The sequence below is a fragment of the Gymnodinialimonas sp. 57CJ19 genome (assembly GCF_038396845.1).
GTDB lineage: Bacteria > Pseudomonadota > Alphaproteobacteria > Rhodobacterales > Rhodobacteraceae > Gymnodinialimonas.
This window is the reverse complement of the sequence record NZ_CP151587.1, coordinates 1,440,895-1,462,270: the sequence shown is the minus strand read 5'-3', so window position 1 is coordinate 1,462,270 and position 21,376 is coordinate 1,440,895. Positions and strand designations below refer to the sequence as shown.

The 21,376-nt window shown below is 62.5% G+C and carries 20 protein-coding genes and 1 tRNA gene; 8 read left to right on the top strand and 13 right to left on the bottom strand.

Going from position 1 to position 21,376, the window contains the following annotated elements:
- Window positions 1-98 precede the first annotated feature (98 nt).
- Complete coding sequence (locus tag AADW23_RS07345) at window positions 99-707, bottom strand: arylesterase (protein WP_341864299.1); 609 nt, start codon at window positions 705-707, stop codon at window positions 99-101.
- Window positions 708-783: 76 nt separating this feature from the next.
- On the opposite strand from AADW23_RS07345, the gene AADW23_RS07340 reads away from it, so the two are divergent.
- The 8 genes from AADW23_RS07340 to AADW23_RS07305 all read left to right on the top strand — a co-directional run bounded on the left by AADW23_RS07340 (window position 784) and on the right by AADW23_RS07305 (window position 10,158).
- Window positions 784-1,452, top strand: a complete 669-nt coding sequence (locus tag AADW23_RS07340) for an ABC transporter ATP-binding protein (RefSeq protein WP_341863860.1) — start codon at window positions 784-786, stop codon at window positions 1,450-1,452.
- Entirely contained in the window at window positions 1,449-4,001 is a 2,553-nt protein-coding gene (locus tag AADW23_RS07335; RefSeq protein WP_341863859.1) for an FtsX-like permease family protein, read from the top strand. Before AADW23_RS07340 ends, AADW23_RS07335 begins: the two co-directional genes overlap by 4 nt.
- A 141-nt stretch (window positions 4,002-4,142) precedes the next feature.
- Complete coding sequence (locus tag AADW23_RS07330; protein WP_341863858.1) at window positions 4,143-4,868, top strand: metallophosphoesterase; 726 nt, start codon at window positions 4,143-4,145, stop codon at window positions 4,866-4,868.
- Between the two features lie 155 nt (window positions 4,869-5,023).
- Window positions 5,024-5,725 (top strand): Ldh family oxidoreductase, encoded by a 702-nt coding sequence (locus AADW23_RS07325; RefSeq protein WP_341863857.1) that lies wholly within the window; start codon window positions 5,024-5,026, stop codon window positions 5,723-5,725.
- A gap of 3 nt (window positions 5,726-5,728) precedes the next feature.
- Window positions 5,729-6,691: a LysR family transcriptional regulator gene (locus AADW23_RS07320; RefSeq protein WP_341863856.1), complete on the top strand. Its 963-nt coding sequence runs from the start codon at window positions 5,729-5,731 to the stop codon at window positions 6,689-6,691.
- Between the two features lie 560 nt (window positions 6,692-7,251).
- The gene (gene acs, locus AADW23_RS07315) at window positions 7,252-9,189 is read left to right on the top strand and encodes an acetate--CoA ligase (protein ID WP_341863855.1); all 1,938 of its coding nucleotides are present in this window, start codon (window positions 7,252-7,254) and stop codon (window positions 9,187-9,189) included.
- 128 nt (window positions 9,190-9,317) lie between these two features.
- Entirely contained in the window at window positions 9,318-10,007 is a 690-nt protein-coding gene (locus AADW23_RS07310; RefSeq protein WP_341863854.1) for a GntR family transcriptional regulator, read from the top strand.
- Window positions 10,008-10,081: 74 nt separating this feature from the next.
- Window positions 10,082-10,158: transfer RNA gene (locus tag AADW23_RS07305), tRNA-Met, on the top strand.
- On the opposite strand, the gene AADW23_RS07300 is transcribed toward AADW23_RS07305, so the two are convergent.
- The 12 genes from AADW23_RS07300 to trbB form a co-directional block, all read right to left on the bottom strand.
- On the bottom strand, window positions 10,115-11,731 hold the full coding sequence (locus AADW23_RS07300) for a recombinase family protein (protein ID WP_341864298.1): 1,617 nt from the start codon (window positions 11,729-11,731) through the stop codon (window positions 10,115-10,117). The genes AADW23_RS07305 and AADW23_RS07300 overlap by 44 nt on opposite strands.
- Before the next feature lie 119 nt (window positions 11,732-11,850).
- The gene (locus AADW23_RS07295) at window positions 11,851-12,120 is read right to left on the bottom strand and encodes a DUF2274 domain-containing protein (protein ID WP_341863853.1); all 270 of its coding nucleotides are present in this window, start codon (window positions 12,118-12,120) and stop codon (window positions 11,851-11,853) included.
- Complete coding sequence (locus AADW23_RS07290; protein ID WP_341863852.1) at window positions 12,117-13,316, bottom strand: TrbI/VirB10 family protein; 1,200 nt, start codon at window positions 13,314-13,316, stop codon at window positions 12,117-12,119. The genes AADW23_RS07295 and AADW23_RS07290 overlap by 4 nt, the downstream gene beginning before the upstream one ends.
- Window positions 13,313-14,299 carry a P-type conjugative transfer protein TrbG gene (trbG, locus tag AADW23_RS07285; RefSeq protein WP_341863851.1) on the bottom strand — a complete coding sequence of 329 codons (987 nt, stop codon included), beginning with the start codon at window positions 14,297-14,299 and terminating at the stop codon, window positions 13,313-13,315. Before trbG ends, AADW23_RS07290 begins: the two co-directional genes overlap by 4 nt.
- Window positions 14,296-14,985 carry a conjugal transfer protein TrbF gene (gene trbF, locus AADW23_RS07280; RefSeq protein WP_341864297.1) on the bottom strand — a complete coding sequence of 230 codons (690 nt, stop codon included), beginning with the start codon at window positions 14,983-14,985 and terminating at the stop codon, window positions 14,296-14,298. The genes trbG and trbF overlap by 4 nt, the downstream gene beginning before the upstream one ends.
- Window positions 14,982-16,265: a P-type conjugative transfer protein TrbL gene (trbL, locus tag AADW23_RS07275; protein ID WP_341863850.1), complete on the bottom strand. Its 1,284-nt coding sequence runs from the start codon at window positions 16,263-16,265 to the stop codon at window positions 14,982-14,984. Before trbL ends, trbF begins: the two co-directional genes overlap by 4 nt.
- Before the next feature lie 4 nt (window positions 16,266-16,269).
- A complete protein-coding gene (trbK-alt, locus tag AADW23_RS07270) occupies window positions 16,270-16,539 on the bottom strand; it encodes a putative entry exclusion protein TrbK-alt (protein WP_341863849.1) in 270 nt (89 codons plus the stop codon).
- Window positions 16,540-16,543: 4 nt separating this feature from the next.
- Window positions 16,544-17,326 carry a P-type conjugative transfer protein TrbJ gene (trbJ, locus tag AADW23_RS07265; RefSeq protein ID WP_341863848.1) on the bottom strand — a complete coding sequence of 261 codons (783 nt, stop codon included), beginning with the start codon at window positions 17,324-17,326 and terminating at the stop codon, window positions 16,544-16,546.
- Window positions 17,310-19,793, bottom strand: coding sequence for a conjugal transfer protein TrbE (trbE, locus tag AADW23_RS07260; RefSeq protein WP_341863847.1), 2,484 nt, complete (start codon window positions 19,791-19,793; stop codon window positions 17,310-17,312). The genes trbJ and trbE overlap by 17 nt, the downstream gene beginning before the upstream one ends.
- Before the next feature lie 4 nt (window positions 19,794-19,797).
- Entirely contained in the window at window positions 19,798-20,070 is a 273-nt protein-coding gene (locus AADW23_RS07255; protein WP_341863846.1) for a VirB3 family type IV secretion system protein, read from the bottom strand.
- Complete coding sequence (locus AADW23_RS07250; protein ID WP_341863845.1) at window positions 20,070-20,393, bottom strand: TrbC/VirB2 family protein; 324 nt, start codon at window positions 20,391-20,393, stop codon at window positions 20,070-20,072. Before AADW23_RS07250 ends, AADW23_RS07255 begins: the two co-directional genes overlap by 1 nt.
- On the bottom strand, window positions 20,390-21,373 hold the full coding sequence (trbB, locus tag AADW23_RS07245) for a P-type conjugative transfer ATPase TrbB (RefSeq protein ID WP_341863844.1): 984 nt from the start codon (window positions 21,371-21,373) through the stop codon (window positions 20,390-20,392). The genes AADW23_RS07250 and trbB overlap by 4 nt, the downstream gene beginning before the upstream one ends.
- Window positions 21,374-21,376 lie beyond the last annotated feature (3 nt).

Genomic DNA, 21,376 nt, shown 5'->3' with positions numbered 1-21,376 from the left:
CTTGGGCTACTGGCCTTGGGTGTCAGGCTGAAAACCTCATTTCACCCCATGTTCGTTTTGTCAATTTTAACGCTCGTTTATGCGCGGGTTTGGCAAGACTATGGCGCGGCGGCGCGGGCGATCAGTGCCTCAACCTGCGGGCCAAGCTCCTCCACAATCAACGCGACGCCTGCGGGATTGGGATGAATACCATCGCGCTGCATGTAATCGGCCACGGCCGCACCCGCCGCGACAGGCGCCCGGAAGCCTTCAAAGAAGTCACGGGCCAGAAGGGTGCTGAACTCTTGCGAGAGCGCGGGGTACATGGCGTTGAAATCCCGCTGGAAATCCGGGCCGTAGTTGCCGGAGGCGACGATGCCGACCAACAGGACCTCTAGCTCTGCGGTGGCGGCAATTTGCAAGATACCCGCAAGGTTCGCCCGGCTTTCTGCCGGGTCAAGGCCGCGCAGAAAGTCATTGCCGCCCAAAGCCACGATGATTGCATCCACCTCGGGCGTCAGGCTCCATTCCAGCCGGGCCAAGCCGCCAGCGGTCGTATCGCCTGACACGCCCGCGTTGATCAGCGTCACGTCCTGGCCGCGCCCAATCAGCCATTCCTGCAACTGCGGCACCAAGCCATCGGACTGCCGCAAGCCGTAGCCCGCCGTCAAACTATCGCCCAAAGCGAGGATCGTGGTCGTGTCTGCCGCAACAGGGGTCGCGATCATCGCGACGACAGCGACCTTGCCCCACCGCCGCAAGACCCCATATCCATTCCACAAAAGCTTACAAACGCGAGGCGTCATGGCGGCAATCCTATCCTTGAATGACGTGGCGCTATCGTTGGAAGGCAACGCTGGTCCGGTCGATATCTTGCAGGGCATTTCGCTGGATGTCGCCCGGGGCGAAACGCTGGCGCTGACGGGGCCGTCTGGGTCTGGCAAGTCATCGCTCCTTATGGTGATGGGCGGGTTGGAACAGGCCTCTGCCGGGCAAGTCACGGCGTTGGACCATGATCTGACAGCGATGAATGAAGATCAACTCGCCCGGTTTCGCAGGCAACATATGGGGGTCGTGTTTCAAAGCTTCCACCTGATCCCTACCATGACCGCGCTGGAAAACGTTGCAACACCGCTGGAACTGGCGGGCGTGCCCGATGCCTTTGCGCGGGCCGAAGCGGAATTGGCCGCCATGGGCTTGGCCGCGCGGGCGGGGCATTACCCCTCGCAGATGTCCGGCGGAGAGCAACAGCGCGTGGCGCTGGCCCGCGCCTCTGCCCCGCGCCCCGATATCCTGTTGGCCGATGAACCGACGGGAAACCTAGATGGGACCACGGGCGGGCAGATCATGGATCTGCTGATGGACTTGCGCGACCGCCACGGGGCGACTTTGGTTCTTGTGACCCACTCCGCCGATCTGGCCGCGCGGTGTGACCGAGAGGTCAGCCTGCGCGATGGCAGGATCGCCCCATGAGCGACCGTCGCGGCGGGTTTGGCGTAGCGGTAAAGATCGCACGGCGAGAATTGCGGGCGGGCCTACGCAGCGGCATGCGCGGGTTCCGCGTGTTTCTTGCCTGTCTGGCCCTTGGGGTCGCGGCGATTGCGGCGGTGGGCTCTGTCCGTGTCTCGATTGAAGAAGGCTTGGCGCGGGAGGGCGCGACGATCCTGGGGGGCGATGCAGAGATCACCTTCACCTATCGCTTTGCCGATGCCGACGAACGCGCGTTCATGGAAGGTTGGGCCGAGAGCATCTCGGAAACGGTCGATTTCCGTTCGATGGTTGTGGTGAACCGCGATGAGGTCGAGCGCGGCCTAACCCAAGTGCGCGGCGTCGATGCAGCGTGGCCCCTATACGGAGACGTCGGGCTTGATCCGCCGATGCCCATCGCCGATGCCCTTGCGGTTCGGGATGTCCCCGGCGCGGTGATCGCGCCGCTGTTGGTGGACCGTCTTGGCCTGTCCGTGGGCGACAGGTTCCACCTTGGCACGCAGGAGTTCGAGCTTCGCGCCATCTTGGTGGACGAACCCGATGGCGCCTCTTCCGGCTTTGGGCTTGGGCCGCGCACAATCGTGTCTTTGCAAGGGCTTGAAGGCTCTGGCCTGATCCAGACCGGCACGCTTTATGAAAGCCAGTACCGCTTGCAGCTTCCCTCGGGCACGGACCTTGAAGCCGCAGAAACCGCCTTCGCACCGCTGGAATTGCAAGGTGCCCGTTGGCGCGATGCCCGTAACGGCGCCCCGGGCGTGGCGCGGTTCATTGACCGCATGGGCTCGTTTCTGGTGCTGGTCGGGCTGGCCGGTTTGGCCGTGGGCGGCGTCGGCGTCGCCGCTGCTGTCCGCGCCTATCTGGAAGGCAAAATCGCCACCATCGCGACCCTGAAGACTTTGGGCGCAGAGCGGCGCACGATATTCACCGCCTATTTCCTGCAAATTGGCGCCCTGACGCTGGTGGGCGTCAGCCTCGGCCTGATCCTTGGGGCTGCGGCACCACTGGCGTTTGGTCCCCTGATCGCGGCGCAATTGCCGGTTCCGGTTGTCATCAGCCTCTACCCCGCGCCGCTGCTGGAGGCCGCTTGGTACGGCACGCTCACGGCGTCGATATTCACCCTCTGGCCCTTGGCGCGCACCGCCCAGGTGCGGGCGGCGGCACTGTTTCGCGATGCCTCCCTTGGGGCGCAAAATTGGCCGGATTGGCCGTATCTTGCGGTGATCGGCGTGTTGGTTGTGGCCCTTGTCGGCTCAGCCGTTTGGTTGTCAGGCATCATGTTCTTGGCCCTTGGCACAGCGGCGGGGCTACTGCTTTCGCTGGCGCTTCTTGGCGCTTCGGCCTGGGGCATACGCGCCCTATGCAAACGCATGGCACGGGCGAGGTTTGTTCGGGGGCGCACGGCCCTTCGCGCCGCGCTTAGCGCCGTTGGCGGGCCGGGGTCCGAGGCCGGTTCCGTCGTGCTTTCGCTTGGGCTCGGCCTGTCGGTTCTGGCAGCCGTGGGTCAGATCGACACCAATCTACGCAGCGCCATTCAACGCGACCTGCCTGACGTCGCCCCGAGTTACTTCTTCCTCGATATTCAGCCCGATCAGCTGCAACCCTTCCTCGACCGGGTCGAGGGTGACCCGCTGGTCAGCCGTGTTGAGACCGCCCCGATGTTGCGCGGCGTCATCACCCAAATCAACGGGGAGAACGCGCAAGAGGTGGCGGGCGATCATTGGGTCTTGCGAGGCGACCGGGGCGTCACCTATCGTGCTGGCCCGCCCCCGCCCGAAGAAATTACCGCGGGCTCTTGGTGGGCCGAAGATTACGCCGGCCCGCCCCAGATCGCCTTCGCTACAGAGGAAGCCGCTGAAATGGGCCTGACCCTTGGGGATACGCTGACCCTCAACATTCTGGGGCGCGACATCACTGCAACCATTGTGGCCCTGCGCGAGGTCTCGTTCGAGAACGCGGGCATCGGCTTTATCGTCACCATGAACGAGGCCGCCTTGATCGGCGCGCCCCATTCCCACATCGCCACCGTCTATGCCGCCCCCGAGGCCGAGACCCAGATCCTGCGCGACGTGGCGACTGATGCGCCCAATGTGACCGCCATCCACGTGCGCGACGCGTTGGATCGTGTGGCAGAGGCCCTGCGCGGGATCGCACGGGCTACGTCCTATGCCGCGCTGGCCACGCTTTTGACGGGGCTTATCGTGCTGATCGGGGCCGCCGCCGCAGGGGAGCGTGCCCGCGTATTCGAGGCAGCGGTGCTGAAGACCCTTGGCGCATCGCGGGCGACCATTCTGGCGAGTTTCGCCATCCGTGCAGCCCTCTTGGGCGCGGCGGCAGGGATCGTGGCCATCGCGGCAGGGGCCCTTGGCGGATGGGCCGTTATGCGCTTCGTCATGGAAACCGATTATGTGTTCGAGCCGGTTTCGGCCACGGCGATCATCATCGGCGGCGCTGTGGCCACGTTGCTGGCTGGTCTGGCCTTTGCGTGGCGGCCGCTGTCCACGCTTCCGGCCCATGTGTTGCGGGCACAGGACTAGACAGCAGACGCGGGTTTCCTCTTGCCAAACCGGGCCTGGATGCGCACCTGTTGAGACATGTTGAAATCGATGAGATCTATTTTGGGGCGGAGGTCGCGCAGCCATGGACCAACCGAGGTCGCGGAGGGACCTACACAAGATATGCCCCTGCCAACGCTGCAAACCTACATCATCGGCGACATACACGGGCGGGCCGACCTGCTGGAACTGATGCTAGAGCTCATCGACGCCCATATTGGCGGTACGGCAGCACAGAACCCGCAATTGGTTTTTGTGGGCGACTACATTGATCTTGGGCCCGACTCTGCTGTTGTCCTGTCCCGGATGCGAGAGCTGCAAGAAAGCTTTCCCGACAACGTCACCTGTCTTATGGGCAGCCACGAACGCATGCTGCTGGATTTTCTGGCTGACCCCGCCACCCGAGGCCCCCGCTGGATGCGCTCGGGCGCGGTCGAGACGTTACGCTCGTACGGTGTGGCGACTGCCGATCTGGAAGAAAGCCCTGAATTTGATGCCTACCCGGCAGCGGCAAAAGCCCTGCGACGGCGGCTTCAAAAAGGCATGGTGCAATGGTTGGAGAGCCTGCCCCTCAGCTGGTCCTCGGGCAACCTGTGGGCCGTGCACGCCGGGGCCGATCCCGGCCACGATATGGACGCGCAATCAGCCCGCGTGCTTTTGTGGGGGCACCCGGAATTTGACAGCGGCCCCCGTGGTGATGACGTCTGGATCGCCCATGGCCATACGGAAGTGCCCACCCCCATCGTTTCCGATGGGCGGATCGGCACCGATACCGCCGCTTGGCGCACCGGGCGTTTGACCGCCTGCGCGATCCGTCCCGATGGGCATTACGACTTCCTGCAAACATAAGGCGTTGGCCTGAAATTCCCCACGCTCCAGAACCGTTGCATGGCTGAAGAGCACGGCCTGCGCCCCTGTTCTTGGGCGGGCGTGACCTCGCCTGATCGGGGCCTGCCACGGGTGTCGCCATTGACGTTCAGCTTCTGTGGGGGAAAACTGTCTTTATGAAAGAAACATATGACCTGTCCGACCTGCAAATGCTGGCACGGGATTGCCTGACACGTGCGGGCGTCAGTGGTGGAGTGGCGCAAATCGTCGCCCGCGACGTGGCTCTCTCGGAAGCGGGGGGAAAGGTGGAGGCCGGGTTTTTGTCCTTACTGCGTGACATCCGGCTGGTCCGATATGGCCGCCTCTACCCCGATGCGACGGTTTCCCTGGACACCCTTGCCCCGGCGGTGATCCGCGTCGATGCGGGCCATGGGTTTGCGGCAGCTGCCGTGGCCCAAGCGTTGCCCTTGCTCGTGGATACCGCCCGGGCGCAGGGCATGGCGATGCTCCACCTTATCCATGCCAGCGACCCCGGCCCGCTCACCGGCGCGATGGCCGAAATCGCCGCCTCAGGTCTTGCAGCCGTTTTGGTGCGCCCCCAAGGGAACGCCTTTGCCATTCGGCCGATGGAACGGCAGGTCAGCGCCTTGGATCACGGGGCGCAGTCAATGCTGTCGGCGTTCATGAATGACGCTCCCATGGTGGCGGATTCTCCGCTAGAAGGCCCGATGATGGAAACAGCCTGGTTGACGGCCCTCGATCCAGGCCTCACTGCGGCCGAGGAGTTGTTGAGCCAATTGCCAGACCCTAGCGGTATGCCGATGCCCGGCACCGTCGCCTTGGCGCCAGAGCTTTTGGCGCAGATCGTGAATGCCTAGAATATGACATCTGGATTGTTGAAAGGTCTGACCCTGAGGGGCCTCGAAGTGTTCGAGACGCTGGCCCGCACCGGCTCTGTTGCCGCGACGGCGGCAGAATTGGGCATGAGCGCCCCGGCGGTATCTCAGCAGATGAAGAACCTGTCAGCGGCGCTTGCGGTAGAACTGGTCGATGCTTCGCGCCGCCCCATGGTGGTAACCCCCGCAGGACGTTTGTTTCTTGCCCAAGCCAAGGAGGCACTGCGCGCCCTGCGCGCGGGCCAACGGGACTTGAAGGCGCTGGACCTGAGCCATCTGTCGTCCCTGTCCCTAGGGGTGATCGAGGATTTCGAGAACGAGGTCACGCCCATACTGGCCACCCGGTTGGCCGAAGCCATGAGCCAATGCGCCTTCAAGCTGCAAACAGGGGCGAGCCATGTGTTGCAAGGACGTATTGCGGCACGGGAACTGGACATCGCCATCTGCGCCGCCGGGGAATCCGCGCCCCGCCATACGGCGACGCTACCTTTGGTAGACGACCCCTACATTCTGGCCGTGCCCAAGGGCACCGACGTCAGCCGCGGATTGCAATCGTTGGAGGATCTACCCTTCCTGCGCCGGGATTTGGAACAGGTCATGGGCCAGCAGATCGAGGCGTATTTGGATCACGCCGGCGTGAAGCCGCAGAAACGGTTCGAGATGGATTCAAACCAATCCATCTCTGCGCTTGTGGCAGCAGGCACGGGGTGGACGATCACGACTGCCCTGTCGCTGGCACGGGGCGGCCGATTTGCCGACGGCATTGAACCGCACCCCCTGCCCGGTGCGCCAATAACCCGACAGATCGTGCTTTATGCCGCCTCGGATTGGTCGGGCGGCATTCCCGAACAGATCGCAGAGTTGGCGAGAGAATTGATCGGCGTACACTTCACCGAGCCGGGCATCGAGAAGATGCCGTGGTTGGGAAGCCGCCTTAGGGTGATGTAGGGACGTCGGAAGCGCACCACGCCGATGCGGGACGACCGCTTGGGGGGTGGGCAACCCATCCCAAACTGGTCCTATTGGGGGGCCAGCCCCCCAAACCAAAATGGGCCTATTGGGGGGCCAGCCCCCCAAACCAAAATGGGCCTATTGGGGGGCCAGCCCCCCAAACCCCCGGGGATATTTTCAGAACAAGGAAGCAGGGCGCGCGCGCAGTTGGGGTAAGGGCGCGGGATCTGGTGGTCGCGCGGGGTGGCATATGGCGGGGGTGTGAATTAGTTTACTGCATTTCGTTACATCGGTAAAAATCCCTGACTTGATTATCGCCACGTCAAAAAAGGCATTCTAACGGCCGGATGAACCTGCCATGTTACCCGCGACGCAGACGATCCGTGGGCCGGGAGGGCCGTGGAACGGGTTGACTGCATGGGGAGGGTTCCTTTGATCTGTGACCGCGATTGCGTAGCGTGCCACCGCACCTCTTCTGCCAATGCAGAGACCCCTACCCGTTTGTTCCGAGCCTTGGCCCCTTGCGCCGCTCGACCCACGTACTAGGAGAAACACCCGTGCCAAAAGATCACCTTCCTGCCCTGTTGCCCGACGCGCACATCAACGCAGCCCGCTATGAAGAGATGTATGCGGCCTCGATCAACGATCCCGATGCTTTCTGGGGAGAGCACGGAAAGCGTATCGATTGGATCAAGCCTTACACCAAGGTCAAGAACACCTCCTTTGCCCATGACAACGTGCAGGTGAACTGGTTCGAAGACGGCACCCTTAACGTCAGCGCCAACTGCATTGACCGCCATCTGGAAACACGCGGGGATCAAACCGCGATCCTGTTTGAGCCCGACGAGCCGGGCGATGGCGCACAGCACATCACTTACAGGGAGCTGCACGGCCACGTGTGCCGTTTTGCCAATGTCCTGAAGGAAATGGGCGTCGGTAAAGGCGACCGGGTCGTGCTTTATATGCCGATGATCCCCGAGGCCGCCTATGCGATGCTGGCATGCACACGGATTGGGGCGATCCACTCCATCGTCTTCGCGGGCTTTTCGCCCGACGCGCTGGCCGCGCGGGTCAATGGCTCGAGCGCAAAGGTCGTTATCACCTCGGACGGGGCCCCCCGCGGTGGCCGGGTGACCGAGCTGAAGGACAACGTGAACAAGGCGCTGCTGCACAACGTGATCGGCACCAAATGCCTTGTGGTAAAGCGCACGGGTGGCCAGGTCGCATGGGTCGACGATCGGGATGTCTGGTACGATGACATCGCCGCAAATGTCAGCGACGATTGCCCGCCAGAAGAGATGAACGCCGAAGACCCGCTGTTCATCCTCTATACCTCGGGCTCGACCGGACAGCCGAAGGGCGTGGTGCATACGACGGGCGGCTATCTCGTCTATGCGTCGATGACCCATGAATATGTGTTCGACTATAAGGAAGGCGATGTCTTCTGGTGCACGGCTGACGTGGGCTGGGTCACGGGCCACAGCTATATCGTCTATGGCCCGCTGGCCAACGGCGCCACGACGCTGATGTTTGAAGGCGTCCCCACCTATCCCGATGCGGGCCGCTTCTGGGAGGTCTGCGAAAAGCACAAGGTGAACCAGTTCTACACCGCCCCCACCGCCATCCGCGCGCTGATGGGCAAAGGTACCAGCTTCGTCGAGAAGTACGATCTGAGCAGCCTGAAACTGCTCGGCACCGTGGGCGAGAACATCAACCCAGAAGCGTGGAACTGGTACAACGAAAATGTCGGAAAGGGCCGTTGCCCCATCGTCGACACATGGTGGCAGACGGAAACCGGCGGCCACATGATGACCCCCCTGCCCGGCGCCCACAAGCTGAAGCCCGGATCGGCGCAGAAGCCGTTCTTTGGTGTGAAGCCACTGGTGCTGGACCCAACCACCGCCGAGGTGATTGAGGGCAACGATGTGGAGGGCGTTTTGGTGATCGCCGATAGCTGGCCCGGCCAAATGCGCACCGTTTGGGGCGACCATGACCGTTTTGTCGCCACCTACTTCAGCGACTACAAGGGTTACTACTTCTCGGGCGATGGCTGCAAGCGCGACGCCGACGGCGAATATTGGATCACTGGCCGCGTTGATGACGTGATTAACGTCTCTGGCCACCGCATGGGCACGCCTGAGATCGAAAGCGCCCTTGTTGCCCATGAAACCGTGTCAGAGGCCGCCGTGGTAGGGTATCCGCATCCGGTTAAAGGCCAAGGCATCTATTGCTATGTGACTTTGATGAACGACGAGACGCCCTCGGACGAGTTGAAGGCAACGTTGCAGGCTTGGGTCCGCCAAGAGATTGGACCGATTGCCAAGCCCGATGTCATCCAATGGGCGCCGGGCTTGCCCAAGACCCGCTCTGGCAAGATCATGCGACGCATCCTGCGCAAGATTGCTGAAAACGACTACGGCTCGCTTGGGGATACCTCCACCCTTGCCGACCCATCCGTGGTTGACGACCTGATCGCCAACCGCGCGGAGACTTAAGCCAAGCGTTGCGCCGCCGCCGGGGCCCAACCCCTGCGGCTGCGCGCTCAAAGGCCCGCGACGATTGGCCCGTTGCGCGTTATGCTGCGCTGCGGCATAAATCAGTTTCATCAAGCCGGAGCCGACCCATGGCGCGAACGCCCCTTTATAAAGCTGCCGAGACCGAAATGATCTCTCGAATCGCCAAAGGCGACTGGGAGGTTGGCCGACGCTTACCGAATGAGTTTGTTCTGGCGGAAGAATTCGGCGTCAGCCAAGGCACCATGCGCCGGGCGCTGATCAGCCTGGAGCAATCGGGCTACCTCAGCCGCAAACCGGGGCGTGGCACCCTTGTGGCGACCCAAGCGCCCACAGAGCCGGCAGCAGCATCCGTGACGCCCATTTTGGTAGACGCGGACGGCAAGGCCCTGTCCCTTACACCGTTTCGTGGCCGCACCGAAACCCGTGCCGCCACCCCGGCTGAGGCGAAAGCCCTGGGCACCGACCGGGTCGCCGTGCTGGAGCGCACCCTGAAGCACAAGGGCCGCCGCGCCGCGCTGGAAACGACCGTTGTGCCCGAAGACCTGGTTGCAGCCTTGAACGAAGACGCTCCGGTCCCCTTGGACGCCCTATTGGAACACCACAACGCGACCGCCGCCCGGCTGACCGCCGAGGCCGGGGCGGCAGTGACAGACATGGCGAAATCCGTTGCGTTGTCCGTCGATCGCCATTGCGCGCTTCTGGTGGTCCGCACCGATGCCTTTGCGGCCAACGGCACCATGATTGCCCGCCAAATCCTTCAGATTGCGCTGGAAGACGCCCGCTTGGCCCACCAATAGACCTCAAAGGTCAAAACAGACCATTTTTCGTGTTGACGCAACGCGCTTGCCGCCGTACCCACTGGCTCGCGTTTGGCGGAGTAGCTCAGTTGGTTAGAGCAGCGGAATCATAATCCGCGTGTCGGGGGTTCAAGTCCCTCCTCCGCTACCATCAAACCCCGACACATTGGGCTTTCGCCTAAAAGTGCTGCCAAAAACCCTTCAACTGTGACGTCAAGGCCGTGCTCTTTGGGAGTGACGATCACGGCGCTGACCAATTCGCGTAAGATGGCAACGGCATCGTGATTGTCGGCGGCCAAACATCCGCCAGACAGGTCGGCGAGAGCTTCCAGATATCTCTCAACCGAAGCGGGATGGAGTTCGATCACCTCCGGTTCGGTGTCGAGGCGAGGTAACTTTGCTTGGGCGGCTTTGGCCATTTCCTGTAACCGGTGAATTTCGGCTTCCGCTTCCGGACCGTCTGTTACGCCCTTGATGTAAAGGGCACGGGCGCGATCAAAAGCCGTGCGGGCCCTTGCTGCCTTTCGCTCCAGGCCTGCGCTGTTCTGCTTTGCTTCACGGTTCAAGCGGGCGCGTTCTTTGTGGTACTCCTTGAGGTATGTACGCACATAGACCGGATCCTTGAGCTCATGGGTCAAGCCTTTGAATATGGCGGCCTCTATCCGATCGATCCGCATTTCTGCATGATTGGTGCACGATCCACTCTCGGTACGGGTCGAACACCTGCCCCAGACCGACCCCTTTCGCCGTTTTGAGATCGCGATGCCACCACCGCACAATCCGCACCGCAGAAGCCCCGAAAACGGTCGCGCAGGATGGCTTAACCCGCGACCGCGACGGCCTTCAGTCTGTTGATGGGCGCGGCTCTTTCGTCTGAGTTGCGCCCTATCCCAAAGGGCTTGCGGGACGATCCTGAGATGCGCCGCCGGGACACGGTGCCACTCCGTCGGATCATTGACTCGACTAACTCGCTTGCCGGTATCGGGGTTCCGAACCATCGTGACGCGGTTCCAAACGATCTCTCCCCGATAGAGGTCGTTGACGAGAATGCCGTAGCCACGTTGTGCGTTGCCATTTAGCGTCGACGCATTCCACTTTTCGCCGCGCGGTGCAGGAATTCCATCGGCGTTCAGCGCCGCTGCGATAGTCCGGGGACTGTCGCCTGAAGCATAGGCTTCGAAAATCCGGCGCACGATTTCCGCCTCATCTTCGACAACCGCCAATTCGCCAGATTTCCCGACCACGGTCGTATAGCCAAACGCCTTTCCGCCGGCGTGCCTCCCATCGCGGATGACCCCGGCCTGGCCGCGATGAACCTTCTTGCGGTGGCCATCCATCCAGATCTGCCCGAGCAATCCGTGGACCCCGACGCTAATCGCATCGGCTGTTCCATCATTCACCGTGCGAATTGGGATGTTCAGATACTCTAGGCGCTTCCATATCCCGGCCAGATCGCCTTGGTCGCGGGACAATCGGTCCAGGGCTTCGACGATCACAAATTCGAAACGCCCTTCCTTCGCTTCCGCCAGAAGATCTTGCATCCCGTCGCGTCCGATAAGCGTGGCGGAAGTTCGTGCCCGATCCACGAATGTTGCGACAATTGTCAGTCCTTCCCGGTCGGCGAGCGTTTGGCAAACCGCAACCTGATCGTCGATGGATCGATCTCGTTGGAGATCGGTGGAGAATCTTGCGTAGACGGCTGCTCTTTTCCGGTTTTGGGGCATCTGACTGAACCTCTGGCGTGATCGCGGCGCGCGTTATGCTGCGCGAGGGCACGGACAAATCGCAGAAGGCGTTCGTCCTTCTTCTTGGAGTCCCTGCGCGGATCATAGGCCATCATATTTCAGGATTGCGAAGGCTTGTTTTGGGGTGCCATTTTCTCGGCACTACTTTGCCGTCCAAGCGTTCGCCGCGCGGTGACAAAGCCGCGATCTGTTGCCATGAAGCGTGCTAGCATGGGGGCAACGAGCTGTGTGGGTTCTGAATTCTGGCTCGTCTGGCGGCTCAGGACGGCGGCATAGTCGACGAGATCTCGATAAACCTCGGCAGGAAGTGCAATCGTGAGTTTCACTGGCTTGTCGTCCGGAATCGCGCTGAGTTTTAGCTTCGTCATCGTACTTCTCCCAAAGGCTCGAGGATCAGATCTTGGGTGATCATCACGCGCACCGGGAAGCCAGCGCGGATTGTCAGGGTTGGTGGGACGGAGATTTGTTGCCGGACGATCTCATCGCCGGTGCGTCCAATTGTTCCTTGCGCCGCTTCGCGGATGGCAGTCGCGACGTCGTCTTCGCTTTCCACCCCGCTTTCCAAGCCGACATTAAGGATCGTCGCGAGACCAGAGGCGAGGAAGATCCGGCCCCAATGGTAGTTGACCCGGTCTTGCAGGCCCGCAGCACCCGCACCGTCCGTACCGGGTTCGCGATTGAGGCTGATCGATCGGCCATCGGGCAGGATTAGCCGGGTCCAGACCAAGAGAAGGCGGTTCTGGCCGATGGTGATATTGCTGTCGTATTCGCCAAGAAGCCGCGCGCCCTGGGGGATCAAAAGGAAGCGTCCGGACGGGCTGTCATAGATATTGGACGTGACTTGCGCGGCGATCTGGCCCGGCAGGTCCGAGCGGAGCCCAGTGATGAGCGCGGCAGGGATGATGGTGCCAGCCTGTAGGATGTAGGGGCTTGATGGGGTCACCAGCCGTTCTGAGTTAACTGGATCGTCAGCTGCTCCGCGTGTCGGGAAGGCGTTCCCGCCTGTTGCAGTGCCTTGAGGCGCGGAAGAGCCCTGCGGCGAGGGGAACGTGGTTGAACCCAATGGGGTGGACCCAAGGCTTGCACCGCCGTCTTGAAACCCGGTTTGCGCTTCTGCGAAGAGGGCGCTCAGCCTTGCGGCCTCGATCTCTTGCAGTCGAAGCTGTTCCGCCGGATCGATCCCGGGCGCTGAAATGCCCGTGAGGGGTGGAATGGGAACCGAATCGCCGCGTTCCTGCGCACTCAGAATGGGCCGGCCAAGCTCACTCGGCAGCGGCGGCCCCAGACGCGGCACATCGCCGTAGTTGGTAGGCAATTGTGAGAGGCCCTCTGCGGCTTGAATGCGTTCGGTCGAATACAACTCGGAAGGAACGTCGCTGGCCCGAGGACCTTGCAGGGACACGATAAGAATGGCGCCTAGGCTTAGCCCACCGATTCCGACAAGAGCTGCGATGGCTTTTCGGGAAAGACGCATGACGCGCGGTGGATCGGGGCGCAGACGGAGGTCCTGGGCGATGTCCTGCTCTTCGCGCGGGCCTTTGGGATCGCTGGTTGGAGCTGTCATCTCTGCTCGTCCCCCGCAGCACTTGGATTCGCGCGTCGATGCTCGACGCCATCCATCCTCACGATCCGCACCACTTCCTGTCGGGCTTCTCCCAGTCTGAGTTCGGCAGCCCCAAAGAGCCGATCGACGATCAGGACATTCCCCGCAACGCGAGTGTTAACGATCTGGCCTTGGCCGTCTGGCCCGATCACGAAGAGGGGCGGCATCTCGCCTTGGGCAATGCCAGTCGGGAAAACCACATAGACCCTGCGGCCATCGTCGAAGACCGCAACCGGACGCCACGGCGGGCTGTCGCCTTGCAGGCCATAGCGATAGTTCCTGTCTGCTTCCGACGGGATGGTTGGACGCAGCAGAGCTGGCAGGCGCGGTCGTGTCGGTTCGGCCGGATAGGCCCATGCGACGGCCGGCATCCAGATCTCTTCGCTGGCGCGCAGCTCGATCAAGTAATTGCGCCGGTCGGTGCTGATGATGAGATTGGTGGTGATGTCGGAGCGCGTGGGTTTGACGAGGACGTGGACGCGGGCGGTTCGGCCTGCGCCGCTGGTGGTGTCGCCGATAATCCAGCGGGCGGTGTCGCCCGCTGCGATGGGGCCGGGGCCAGTCAGTTGCTCGCCTGCTTCCAGCGTGATCGTGGTGATCTGGCCGGGCGAGGCATAGACCTGATAGAGCGCGCCTTCACTCCACGGGAAGACTTGCAGGGCATTGTAGTAGCCCTCCGGGCGCGGCTCGATCCGTGCTGCAGCATTGGCAGCGGCGATCCGAGCCTCCGACGTGCCTGCATCGGGGTCGCCGCCTCGGGATGGGGTCCAAGGTGGCGGGATGTGCACCGGACTTAGTGGTTCTTCCGTCTCGAGAGGTGGAGGCGGAGGCGCCAAGGAGGGGACCTGATCGTCATAAGCAAAGTCGGGCGAAGGTTCGTTCGCACATGCCGTCAGGACGGTCGTTGCGAGCAATATGCAGGAAATGGTTCTGAGATGGGTCATTGGGCACTCTCCCTGGACCAGTTGATGGCGTGGACGTAGACGCCGAGCGGGTTTTGACGCAGCCGCTCAGCATCGCGGGGCGGTTGGATCACGATGGTGAGGATGGCGGTCCAGCGTTCGGTGGCGGCGAGCTGGCCATTCTCGTAGCGCCGCTCCATCCAGGCGACGCGGAAGCTGGTGTCAGACGCGCGAATGACACTGGAGATCTCGATGGCGATCTGGTCCTCGCCAACGGCTGCGAAGGGATCGTTCATCCGTGCATAATCGTTGAGTGCGACGGCACCGCGATCCGTGGTAAAGTCGTAGGCGCGCAACCAGCTTTGACGCAGCACGATGGGGTCGGCAGGCACCTGCCGAACGTTCTCGATGAAGCGGGCCAGATGCCAAGCGATCTGCGGATCGGTGGGTTCGTAATCTGCGAGGGCGGGCGCAACCGCCTGCGCGGCGCCCAGATTGTCGACTTCGACCACATACGGAATGACGGTACTTTGGGTCGATTGCCAGATGAGCGTGACGCTCAGACCGGCGACCAGCGTGAGGCACCCATAGGCCATGAAGCGCCAGTTGCGGGCTTGGACACGGGCGGAACCGATGCGATCGTCCCAGGCTTGCGCGGCCCTCTGGTAAGGCGTGACGGGCTCGGGCGTGGTGGAGTAGCGAACTGTTGGACGTCGGAACATGGTCAGGATCTCTCCGATAGGCTGACGGCTGACCCACCGCCGCCATGATCGCCGGAGCGGATCACATGGGCGGCGGTGCTGACGCCGTGATGGATGGATTGCTGCTGTTTCATGCGGCGCGCCCAAGCGGGTGGGCCTGCGGTCGCAGTCGGTGCGCCGGTATGTGCGGCATGACTGCCGCCGGTTGCAGCGTAGGCGGAGCGCGCGCCGGATTGGGCACTCTCCGCAATCGAGCGTCGAAGCGGGCTCGTGGCGGCTCCGACTCCGGCCTTTCCAACGGCGGCGATGCCCCCTGCGGCCTTCCCGGCTATCGTTGAACGCGATGCCGATCCAAGTTGGTAGGCTGTGGATGCCCCACCAGCCAACGCGCTTGCGCCGCGGACACTGGCGCCCGCCGCTCCAAGAGCCATGCGTCCGGCGGCGGCGCCACCGACTGCCAGACCGCCCGCTGCAACGGCCGTCCCGACGGCGCTGCCTGCGCCGAGTTGTGGGCCGCCCGAGACGATCCCATTGGCAATGCCGGGACCGAAGATGCCCATGGCCAAGAGTGCCAGGGCGCCCAGAACGACCGACATGGCGTCTTCGATGGTGGGCTCATTGTTAAAGCCAGAGGTGAAGTCTCCGAAGATGGTCGAGCCGATCCCGACGATGACGGCGAGGACAAGAACCTTCACGCCTGACGAGATGACAAGGCCAAGCACGCGTTCCGCCATGAAGGCCGTCTTGTTGAACAGGCCGAAGGGGACGAGGATGAAGCCTGCGAGAGTGGCGAGTTTGAATTCGATCAGCGTCACGAAAAGCTGGATCGCGAGGATGAAGAACGACAGCAGGACTACGAGCCAGGCAAAGAACAGGATCGTGATCTGCAGGAAGTTTTCGAAGAACGACACGAAGCCCATCAGATCTGAAATTGATTCAAGGATCGGACGACCGGCGTCCATCCCAACCTGCGCGATGCGGCCCGGCTGCAACAATTCGTCGGCGCTGATTGTACCGCCGGTGGCAACGAGCCCGAGCCCTGCGAAACTGTCGAAGACAGTCCGGGCGAGCGTGTTCCAGTTGCCGATCAGGTAAGCGAAGACGCCAACGAAGAGGGTCTTTTTAACTAGTCGGGCGATGATGTCATCGTCAGCTCCCCAGGCCCAGAACAGCGCCGCGAGCGTGATGTCGATGACAATGAGGGTGGTCGCCAGAAACGCGACATCGCCACCCAGAAGGCCGAAACCGGAGTCGATGTAGAAGGCAAAGACCTCCAGGAACCGATCAATGACACCGACACCGCCCATGACCTCACTCCGTCCCGGCCGGATCGGATGGCAGACCAAAGAACCGGCGACGCGACTGGTCCCACGCTGCGCGGCACGCCTCGTCGGTCGCGTATTCTTCCGGTGTTAGGCCGCGGCATTGCTCTAATGTGATGCGTAGCGAGTGTTCGGGGGGAACTTGCTCGACATTTTCCGGGCCTACCGAGCGGCTCAACTCAAAGGCCGCAGCAAGGGCGGCCAAACCTCCCAAGCCAATGGCAATTCCGCGCAAGACATGATGTGTGGCGAGTGGCATCTGCTTAATCCCGGAACAGACGGGTCGCAGCCGGTGCATAGCCACTGCCGTAGTCGAGAAAGCGCGTGAGGTTCTCGCGGCCCTGTGCTTCGGCGGATGCGACACGCGCCGCCTCCAGCGACACCGCGCTGTTCTGAGCGGCGATTGCGGCGGTGAGATCGGCGATTTGCGCCGATTGAAGTGCCATGAGCTGGTTACCGGCTTGAGCCACCTGCAACGCGCCCGTTGCTCCTTGGCTTTCCCGGACGAGTGCGGCCATCTCGGTGCGGGCACCGTCGATATTGCCGACGACACCGGCCTGAATGCGCAGCGCATCCTCGAAACCGGTGACTGAAGCCTCCCACCTGTCCCGCGCGCCGCCGATCATCGCGTCGAAATCGCCTTGCCCGGCAGCGGTGCCATAGTCCTCCGCGAAGGCCGCTTCGATTGTTGCGACGTCGAAGGCGAGGCTTTCGGCTTCGGATAGCAACCGCTGGGTTTCTCCGAGGGCACTTTGCAGCTGTCCCAAGGAGGAGTGCGGCAGGCTGGCAAGGTTTAGCGCCTCGTTCATCAGCATTTGCGCCTGGTTCTGGAGCTGGTTGATCTGGTTGTTGATCTGCTCCAGCGACCGTGCGGCGGATAGAATGTTCTCGGCATGGTTCTGCGGATCGTAGACGATGCGCCCGGCCGCCCCGAAGAGGAAGGCCTGGGCCGGCGTGGTGAGAATGGGTGTGACGGCTAAGGCTGCGGCAAGCAGTGCAGTCGTCAGCTTACAGGCTTTCGCCCGAGGATCAGGATTGAAGGTCATCATCGGTCTCCTTTGGTGTTGGATTTGGTTCAGAGTCGGGGGAAGCGGCAGCGGAAGGATCGAGAAGCTCCACGGCCCAATCCAGACCGCGATGGTGAAGCCAGGCTTTGGCAAAACCCTCACGACCATGTTCCACGAGAAGATCGCTGATCGCGGTCTGGTCGATCTTTGAGGAGGCCGCAGTGAAGGCGAGTGCGACGTCGCCGAGACCCAGCGAGAAGAGCCGGTTCCCGCGTCGGGACTGGCAATAATAGTCGCGTTTCGGGAAAGCCCTCGCAACGATCTCGATCTGGCGGTCGTTCAGCCCAAAGCGGCGATAGGTATCGGCGATTTGTGGCTCGAAGGCCCTCTCGTTGGGCAGGAAGATGCGAGTTGGGCAGCTCTCAACGATGGAAGGCGCAATCGGCGACGCATCGATGTCGGCCAGCGACTGGGTTGCGAATACGACAGAGGCGTTCTTCTTGCGCAGCGTCTTCAGCCACTCGCGGAGTTGGCCACCGAAACTTACATCGTCCAGCGCAAGCCAGCCTTCGTCGATGATGAGCAGTGTGGGCCGCCCGTCGAGCCGATCGCCGATGCGGTGGAAAAGGTAGGAAAGGACGGCCGGTGACGCCGTGGTGCCGACCAGCCCTTCGATCTCAAAGGCCGAGACGGATGCCGCGCCCAAGTCCTCAATCTCCGCGTCGAGCAACCGACCATGGGGGCCGCCGAGGCAATAAGGTCGCAAAGCTTGTTTCAGATCATTGGACTGTAGGAGAACGGCGAGGCCAGTAATCGTGCGTTCCCCGATCGGGGCTGAGGCGAGAGAGGTCAGCGCGGTCCAGAGTTGCTCTTTCACATCCGCCGTGATCGCGATGCCTTCGCGGGCAAGGATCGCGCCGATCCATTCTGCGGCCCAGGCCCGCTCTGCGGGATCATCGATGCGCGCGAGCGGTTGTAGGTAGACGGCGCCGTCGTCGCCATCGATAAACGCACCGCCCAAATCATGCCAGTCACCGCCCATTGCGAGTGTGGCGCATCGGATCGAGCCGCCGAAGTCGAAGGCGAAGACTTGCGCATCCGGGTAGCGGCGAAATTGCAGCGCCATGAGAGAAAGCAACACCGACTTGCCTGCGCCGGTTGGCCCGACGATGAGCGTGTGACCGACATCGCCCACATGGGTCGAGAAGCGGAACGGCGTCGATCCCTCCGTGTCGGCGAAGAAAAGCGGCGGGCCGTCGAGATGGTCGTTGCGCTCAGGTCCCGCCCAAACCGCCGAGATCGGGATCATGTGCGCGAGATTGAGCGTCGAGACCGGCGGTTGCCGGACGTTGGCGTAGAGATGTCCGGGCAAGGAGCCGAGCCAGGCTTCAAGCGCGTTGAGGGTTTCCGGGATGCAGGTGAAATCGCGACCCTGGACGACCTTCTCGACGGCCTTGAGCTTCGCCTCTGCGGTGCGTGGATCCTCATCCCAGACGGTGATCGTTCCCGTGACATAGGCCGCGCCCGAGATGTCTGCGCCAAGCTCCTGGAGTGCATCGTCGGCGTCGGCCGCCTTATTGGCGGCATCACTGTCCAGGAGCGTCGAGGCCTCGTTGGTCATGACCTCCTTCAGGATCGCGGCGATGGACTTGCGCTTGGCGAACCATTGGCGTCGGATGCGGGTGAAGAGTTTCGTGGCATCGGTCTTGTCGAGGCAGATTGCCCTTGTGCACCAGCGATACTCCAGTGGCTGGCTGTTCAACTCATCAAGCAGGCCCGGCCAGGTCGCACTTGGGAGGCCGATGATGGTGAGCGTTCTCAAGTATTGGGAACCGAGGCGCGGGGTCAGCCCGCCGACGAGGGGTTCGTCTGCGAGCAAAGCGTCCAGATGCATCGGGGTGTCCGGGACACGCACCCGCTGTCGCCGGGTCGAAACCGTCGAGTGGAGGTAGGTCAGCGTCTCCTCGTCCGAGAGCCATGTGACCTCCGGCATGAAGCCATCCAAGAGATCGAGCAGGCGATCTGTTCGAAGGGTGAAGGCTTTGACCTGTTCGAGAGGATCGGCACCTCTGTCAGGCGCGTTCTCGAAAAGCCAACCACCAACACGGCTCGCCTCTTCCGAAGGTGGCATCCAGACAAGCGTCAGGAAATAGGCGCTCTCGAAATGCGCGCCAGCCTCTTCGAACTGCGCGCGACGTTCCACGTCCACGAGGGCCGAAATCGGATCGGGAAAAGTCGAGGTTGGATAGTCCCGCGCCGGGACCCGCTGCGCTTCGACGAAGACCGCCCAGCCCGAACCAAGCCGCCGCAGCGCGCTGTTGAGTCGGGCGGATGTGGCGACCAGCTCGGCGGGCGTGGCGGAATCGAGATCAGGGCCGCGAAACCGCGCGGTGCGTTGCAGGCTGCCATCCTTGTTGAGCACGACCCCGTCGGTGACGAGTGCAACCCAAGGCAGGAAATCAGCCAGGAGGGTGGATTTGGAGCGGTATTCGGCCAGGCGCATCATCGGATCAAACCCCGAACCAGGAGGGATAGCGCAGGTGCCGCCTCGCGACTTCGGCGATCTGGGCGTCTCGCTTGGCAAGCCAGACTGCAAGGAGATGACCGACAAGCCAAAACAGCAGGCCGACGATCCAGAGCCTGAGTCCAAGTCCGACGGCTGCGGCGAGTGTGCCATTGGCGATTGCGACAGCACGCGGTGCTCCGGCCAGCAGGATCGGCTCAGACAGGGCGCGGTGAACGGGCGCGTAGAAACCGGGAATATCGGTCGAGTGGTCCTGCATCAGATCAATGCCCCTCCGCCAAAAGAGAAGAAGGACAGGAAGAAGCTCGACGCGGCAAAGGCGATGGTGAGCCCGAAGACGATTTGAATGAGCCGCCGAAACCCGCCACCTGCATCGCCAAAGGCAAGGGTCAGTCCGGTCACGATGATGATGATCACCGCGACGATCTTAGCGACGGGCCCCTCGATGGATTCAAGGATCGATTGAAGCGGTGCCTCCCATGGCATGCCGGATCCCGCAGCCAGCGCGGGATCGGCGAGTGTGAGGACGGCGGTTGCCGCGAGAGCAACCAGGACAGGGCGAGATAGTGGCGAGCGGGTCATGGACGATCTCCATGGGGTTTGGCGAGAAGCTGTTCGAGGGCGTAGTCGCCTGCGGCGGTCAAGCCGGTGACGCGGGCGAGCTCAGATAAGCGCCGATCTGCGCCTCGGCCTGTGAGCACCGCGACGAGATCAATGGTATCTGCGATAAGTGCGCGAGGGACGGTAACAACTGCTTCCTGGATCAGCTGTTCGAGGCGGCGTATCGCACCCATGGCGGATCCTGCATGAATGGTTCCGATGCCGCCGGGATGGCCGGTGCCCCACGCCTTGAGGAGGTCAAGGGCCTCCGCCCCGCGGACCTCCCCGATGGGAATGCGGTCGGGTCGAAGCCGAAGGGACGAGCGCACGAGGTCGGACAGGGAAGCGACGCCGTCTTTCGTTCGGAGCGCGACCAAATTGGGCGTGAGGCACTGAAGTTCGCGGGTGTCCTCGATTAGGACCACGCGATCTGAGCTCTTTGCGACCTCAGCCAGCAGCGCATTGGTCAGCGTCGTTTTTCCGGTCGAGGTTCCGCCTGCGACAAGAATGTTGGCGCGGCCGACCACTCCGTCGCGCAGAAATTGTGCCGCATGGGGAGTCATGATGCCGCTGGCGACGTAGTTCTCAAGCGTGAAGACTGCGACGGCGGGCTTGCGGATCGCGAAAGTCGGAGCCGCGACAATTGGTGGAAGGAGACCCTCGAACCGTTCCCCCGTCCCAGGAAGTTCGGCAGATATCCGGGGGGAAGCGCCATGGACCTCCGCGCCAACATGATGCGCGACAAGGCGGATGATCCGTTCGCCGTTCGTCGGGGAGATTTGGGTCCCTGTGTCAGACAGCCCCTCCGACAGGCGATCGAGCCATATCCGACCGTCCGGATTCAACATCAACTCGACGACGGTTGGGTCCTCGAGCCAACCCGCGATCTCGTCGCCAAGCGCGCTTCGCAGCATCCGGGCGCCGCGGGTTGAGAATTCGGGTTTGAGAGGTGTAACTGCCATGGT

Bases quoted from the DNA above. Each gene is read 5' to 3' on its own strand.
- AADW23_RS07345 (WP_341864299.1), bottom strand. From the start codon at position 707: ATGATCGCGACCCCTGTTGCGGCAGACACGACCACGATCCTCGCTTTG.
- AADW23_RS07340 (WP_341863860.1), top strand. From the start codon at position 784: ATGGCGGCAATCCTATCCTTGAATGACGTGGCGCTATCGTTGGAAGGC.
- AADW23_RS07335 (WP_341863859.1), top strand. From the start codon at position 1,449: ATGAGCGACCGTCGCGGCGGGTTTGGCGTAGCGGTAAAGATCGCACGG.
- AADW23_RS07330 (WP_341863858.1), top strand. From the start codon at position 4,143: ATGCCCCTGCCAACGCTGCAAACCTACATCATCGGCGACATACACGGG.
- AADW23_RS07325 (WP_341863857.1), top strand. From the start codon at position 5,024: ATGAAAGAAACATATGACCTGTCCGACCTGCAAATGCTGGCACGGGAT.
- AADW23_RS07320 (WP_341863856.1), top strand. From the start codon at position 5,729: ATGACATCTGGATTGTTGAAAGGTCTGACCCTGAGGGGCCTCGAAGTG.
- AADW23_RS07310 (WP_341863854.1), top strand. From the start codon at position 9,318: ATGGCGCGAACGCCCCTTTATAAAGCTGCCGAGACCGAAATGATCTCT.
- AADW23_RS07300 (WP_341864298.1), bottom strand. From the start codon at position 11,731: ATGCCCCAAAACCGGAAAAGAGCAGCCGTCTACGCAAGATTCTCCACC.
- AADW23_RS07295 (WP_341863853.1), bottom strand. From the start codon at position 12,120: ATGACGAAGCTAAAACTCAGCGCGATTCCGGACGACAAGCCAGTGAAA.
- AADW23_RS07290 (WP_341863852.1), bottom strand. From the start codon at position 13,316: ATGACAGCTCCAACCAGCGATCCCAAAGGCCCGCGCGAAGAGCAGGAC.
- trbG (WP_341863851.1), bottom strand. From the start codon at position 14,299: ATGACCCATCTCAGAACCATTTCCTGCATATTGCTCGCAACGACCGTC.
- trbL (WP_341863850.1), bottom strand. From the start codon at position 16,265: ATGGGCGGTGTCGGTGTCATTGATCGGTTCCTGGAGGTCTTTGCCTTC.
- trbK-alt (WP_341863849.1), bottom strand. From the start codon at position 16,539: ATGCCACTCGCCACACATCATGTCTTGCGCGGAATTGCCATTGGCTTG.
- trbJ (WP_341863848.1), bottom strand. From the start codon at position 17,326: ATGACCTTCAATCCTGATCCTCGGGCGAAAGCCTGTAAGCTGACGACT.
- trbE (WP_341863847.1), bottom strand. From the start codon at position 19,793: ATGATGCGCCTGGCCGAATACCGCTCCAAATCCACCCTCCTGGCTGAT.
- AADW23_RS07255 (WP_341863846.1), bottom strand. From the start codon at position 20,070: ATGCAGGACCACTCGACCGATATTCCCGGTTTCTACGCGCCCGTTCAC.
- AADW23_RS07250 (WP_341863845.1), bottom strand. From the start codon at position 20,393: ATGACCCGCTCGCCACTATCTCGCCCTGTCCTGGTTGCTCTCGCGGCA.
- trbB (WP_341863844.1), bottom strand. From the start codon at position 21,373: ATGGCAGTTACACCTCTCAAACCCGAATTCTCAACCCGCGGCGCCCGG.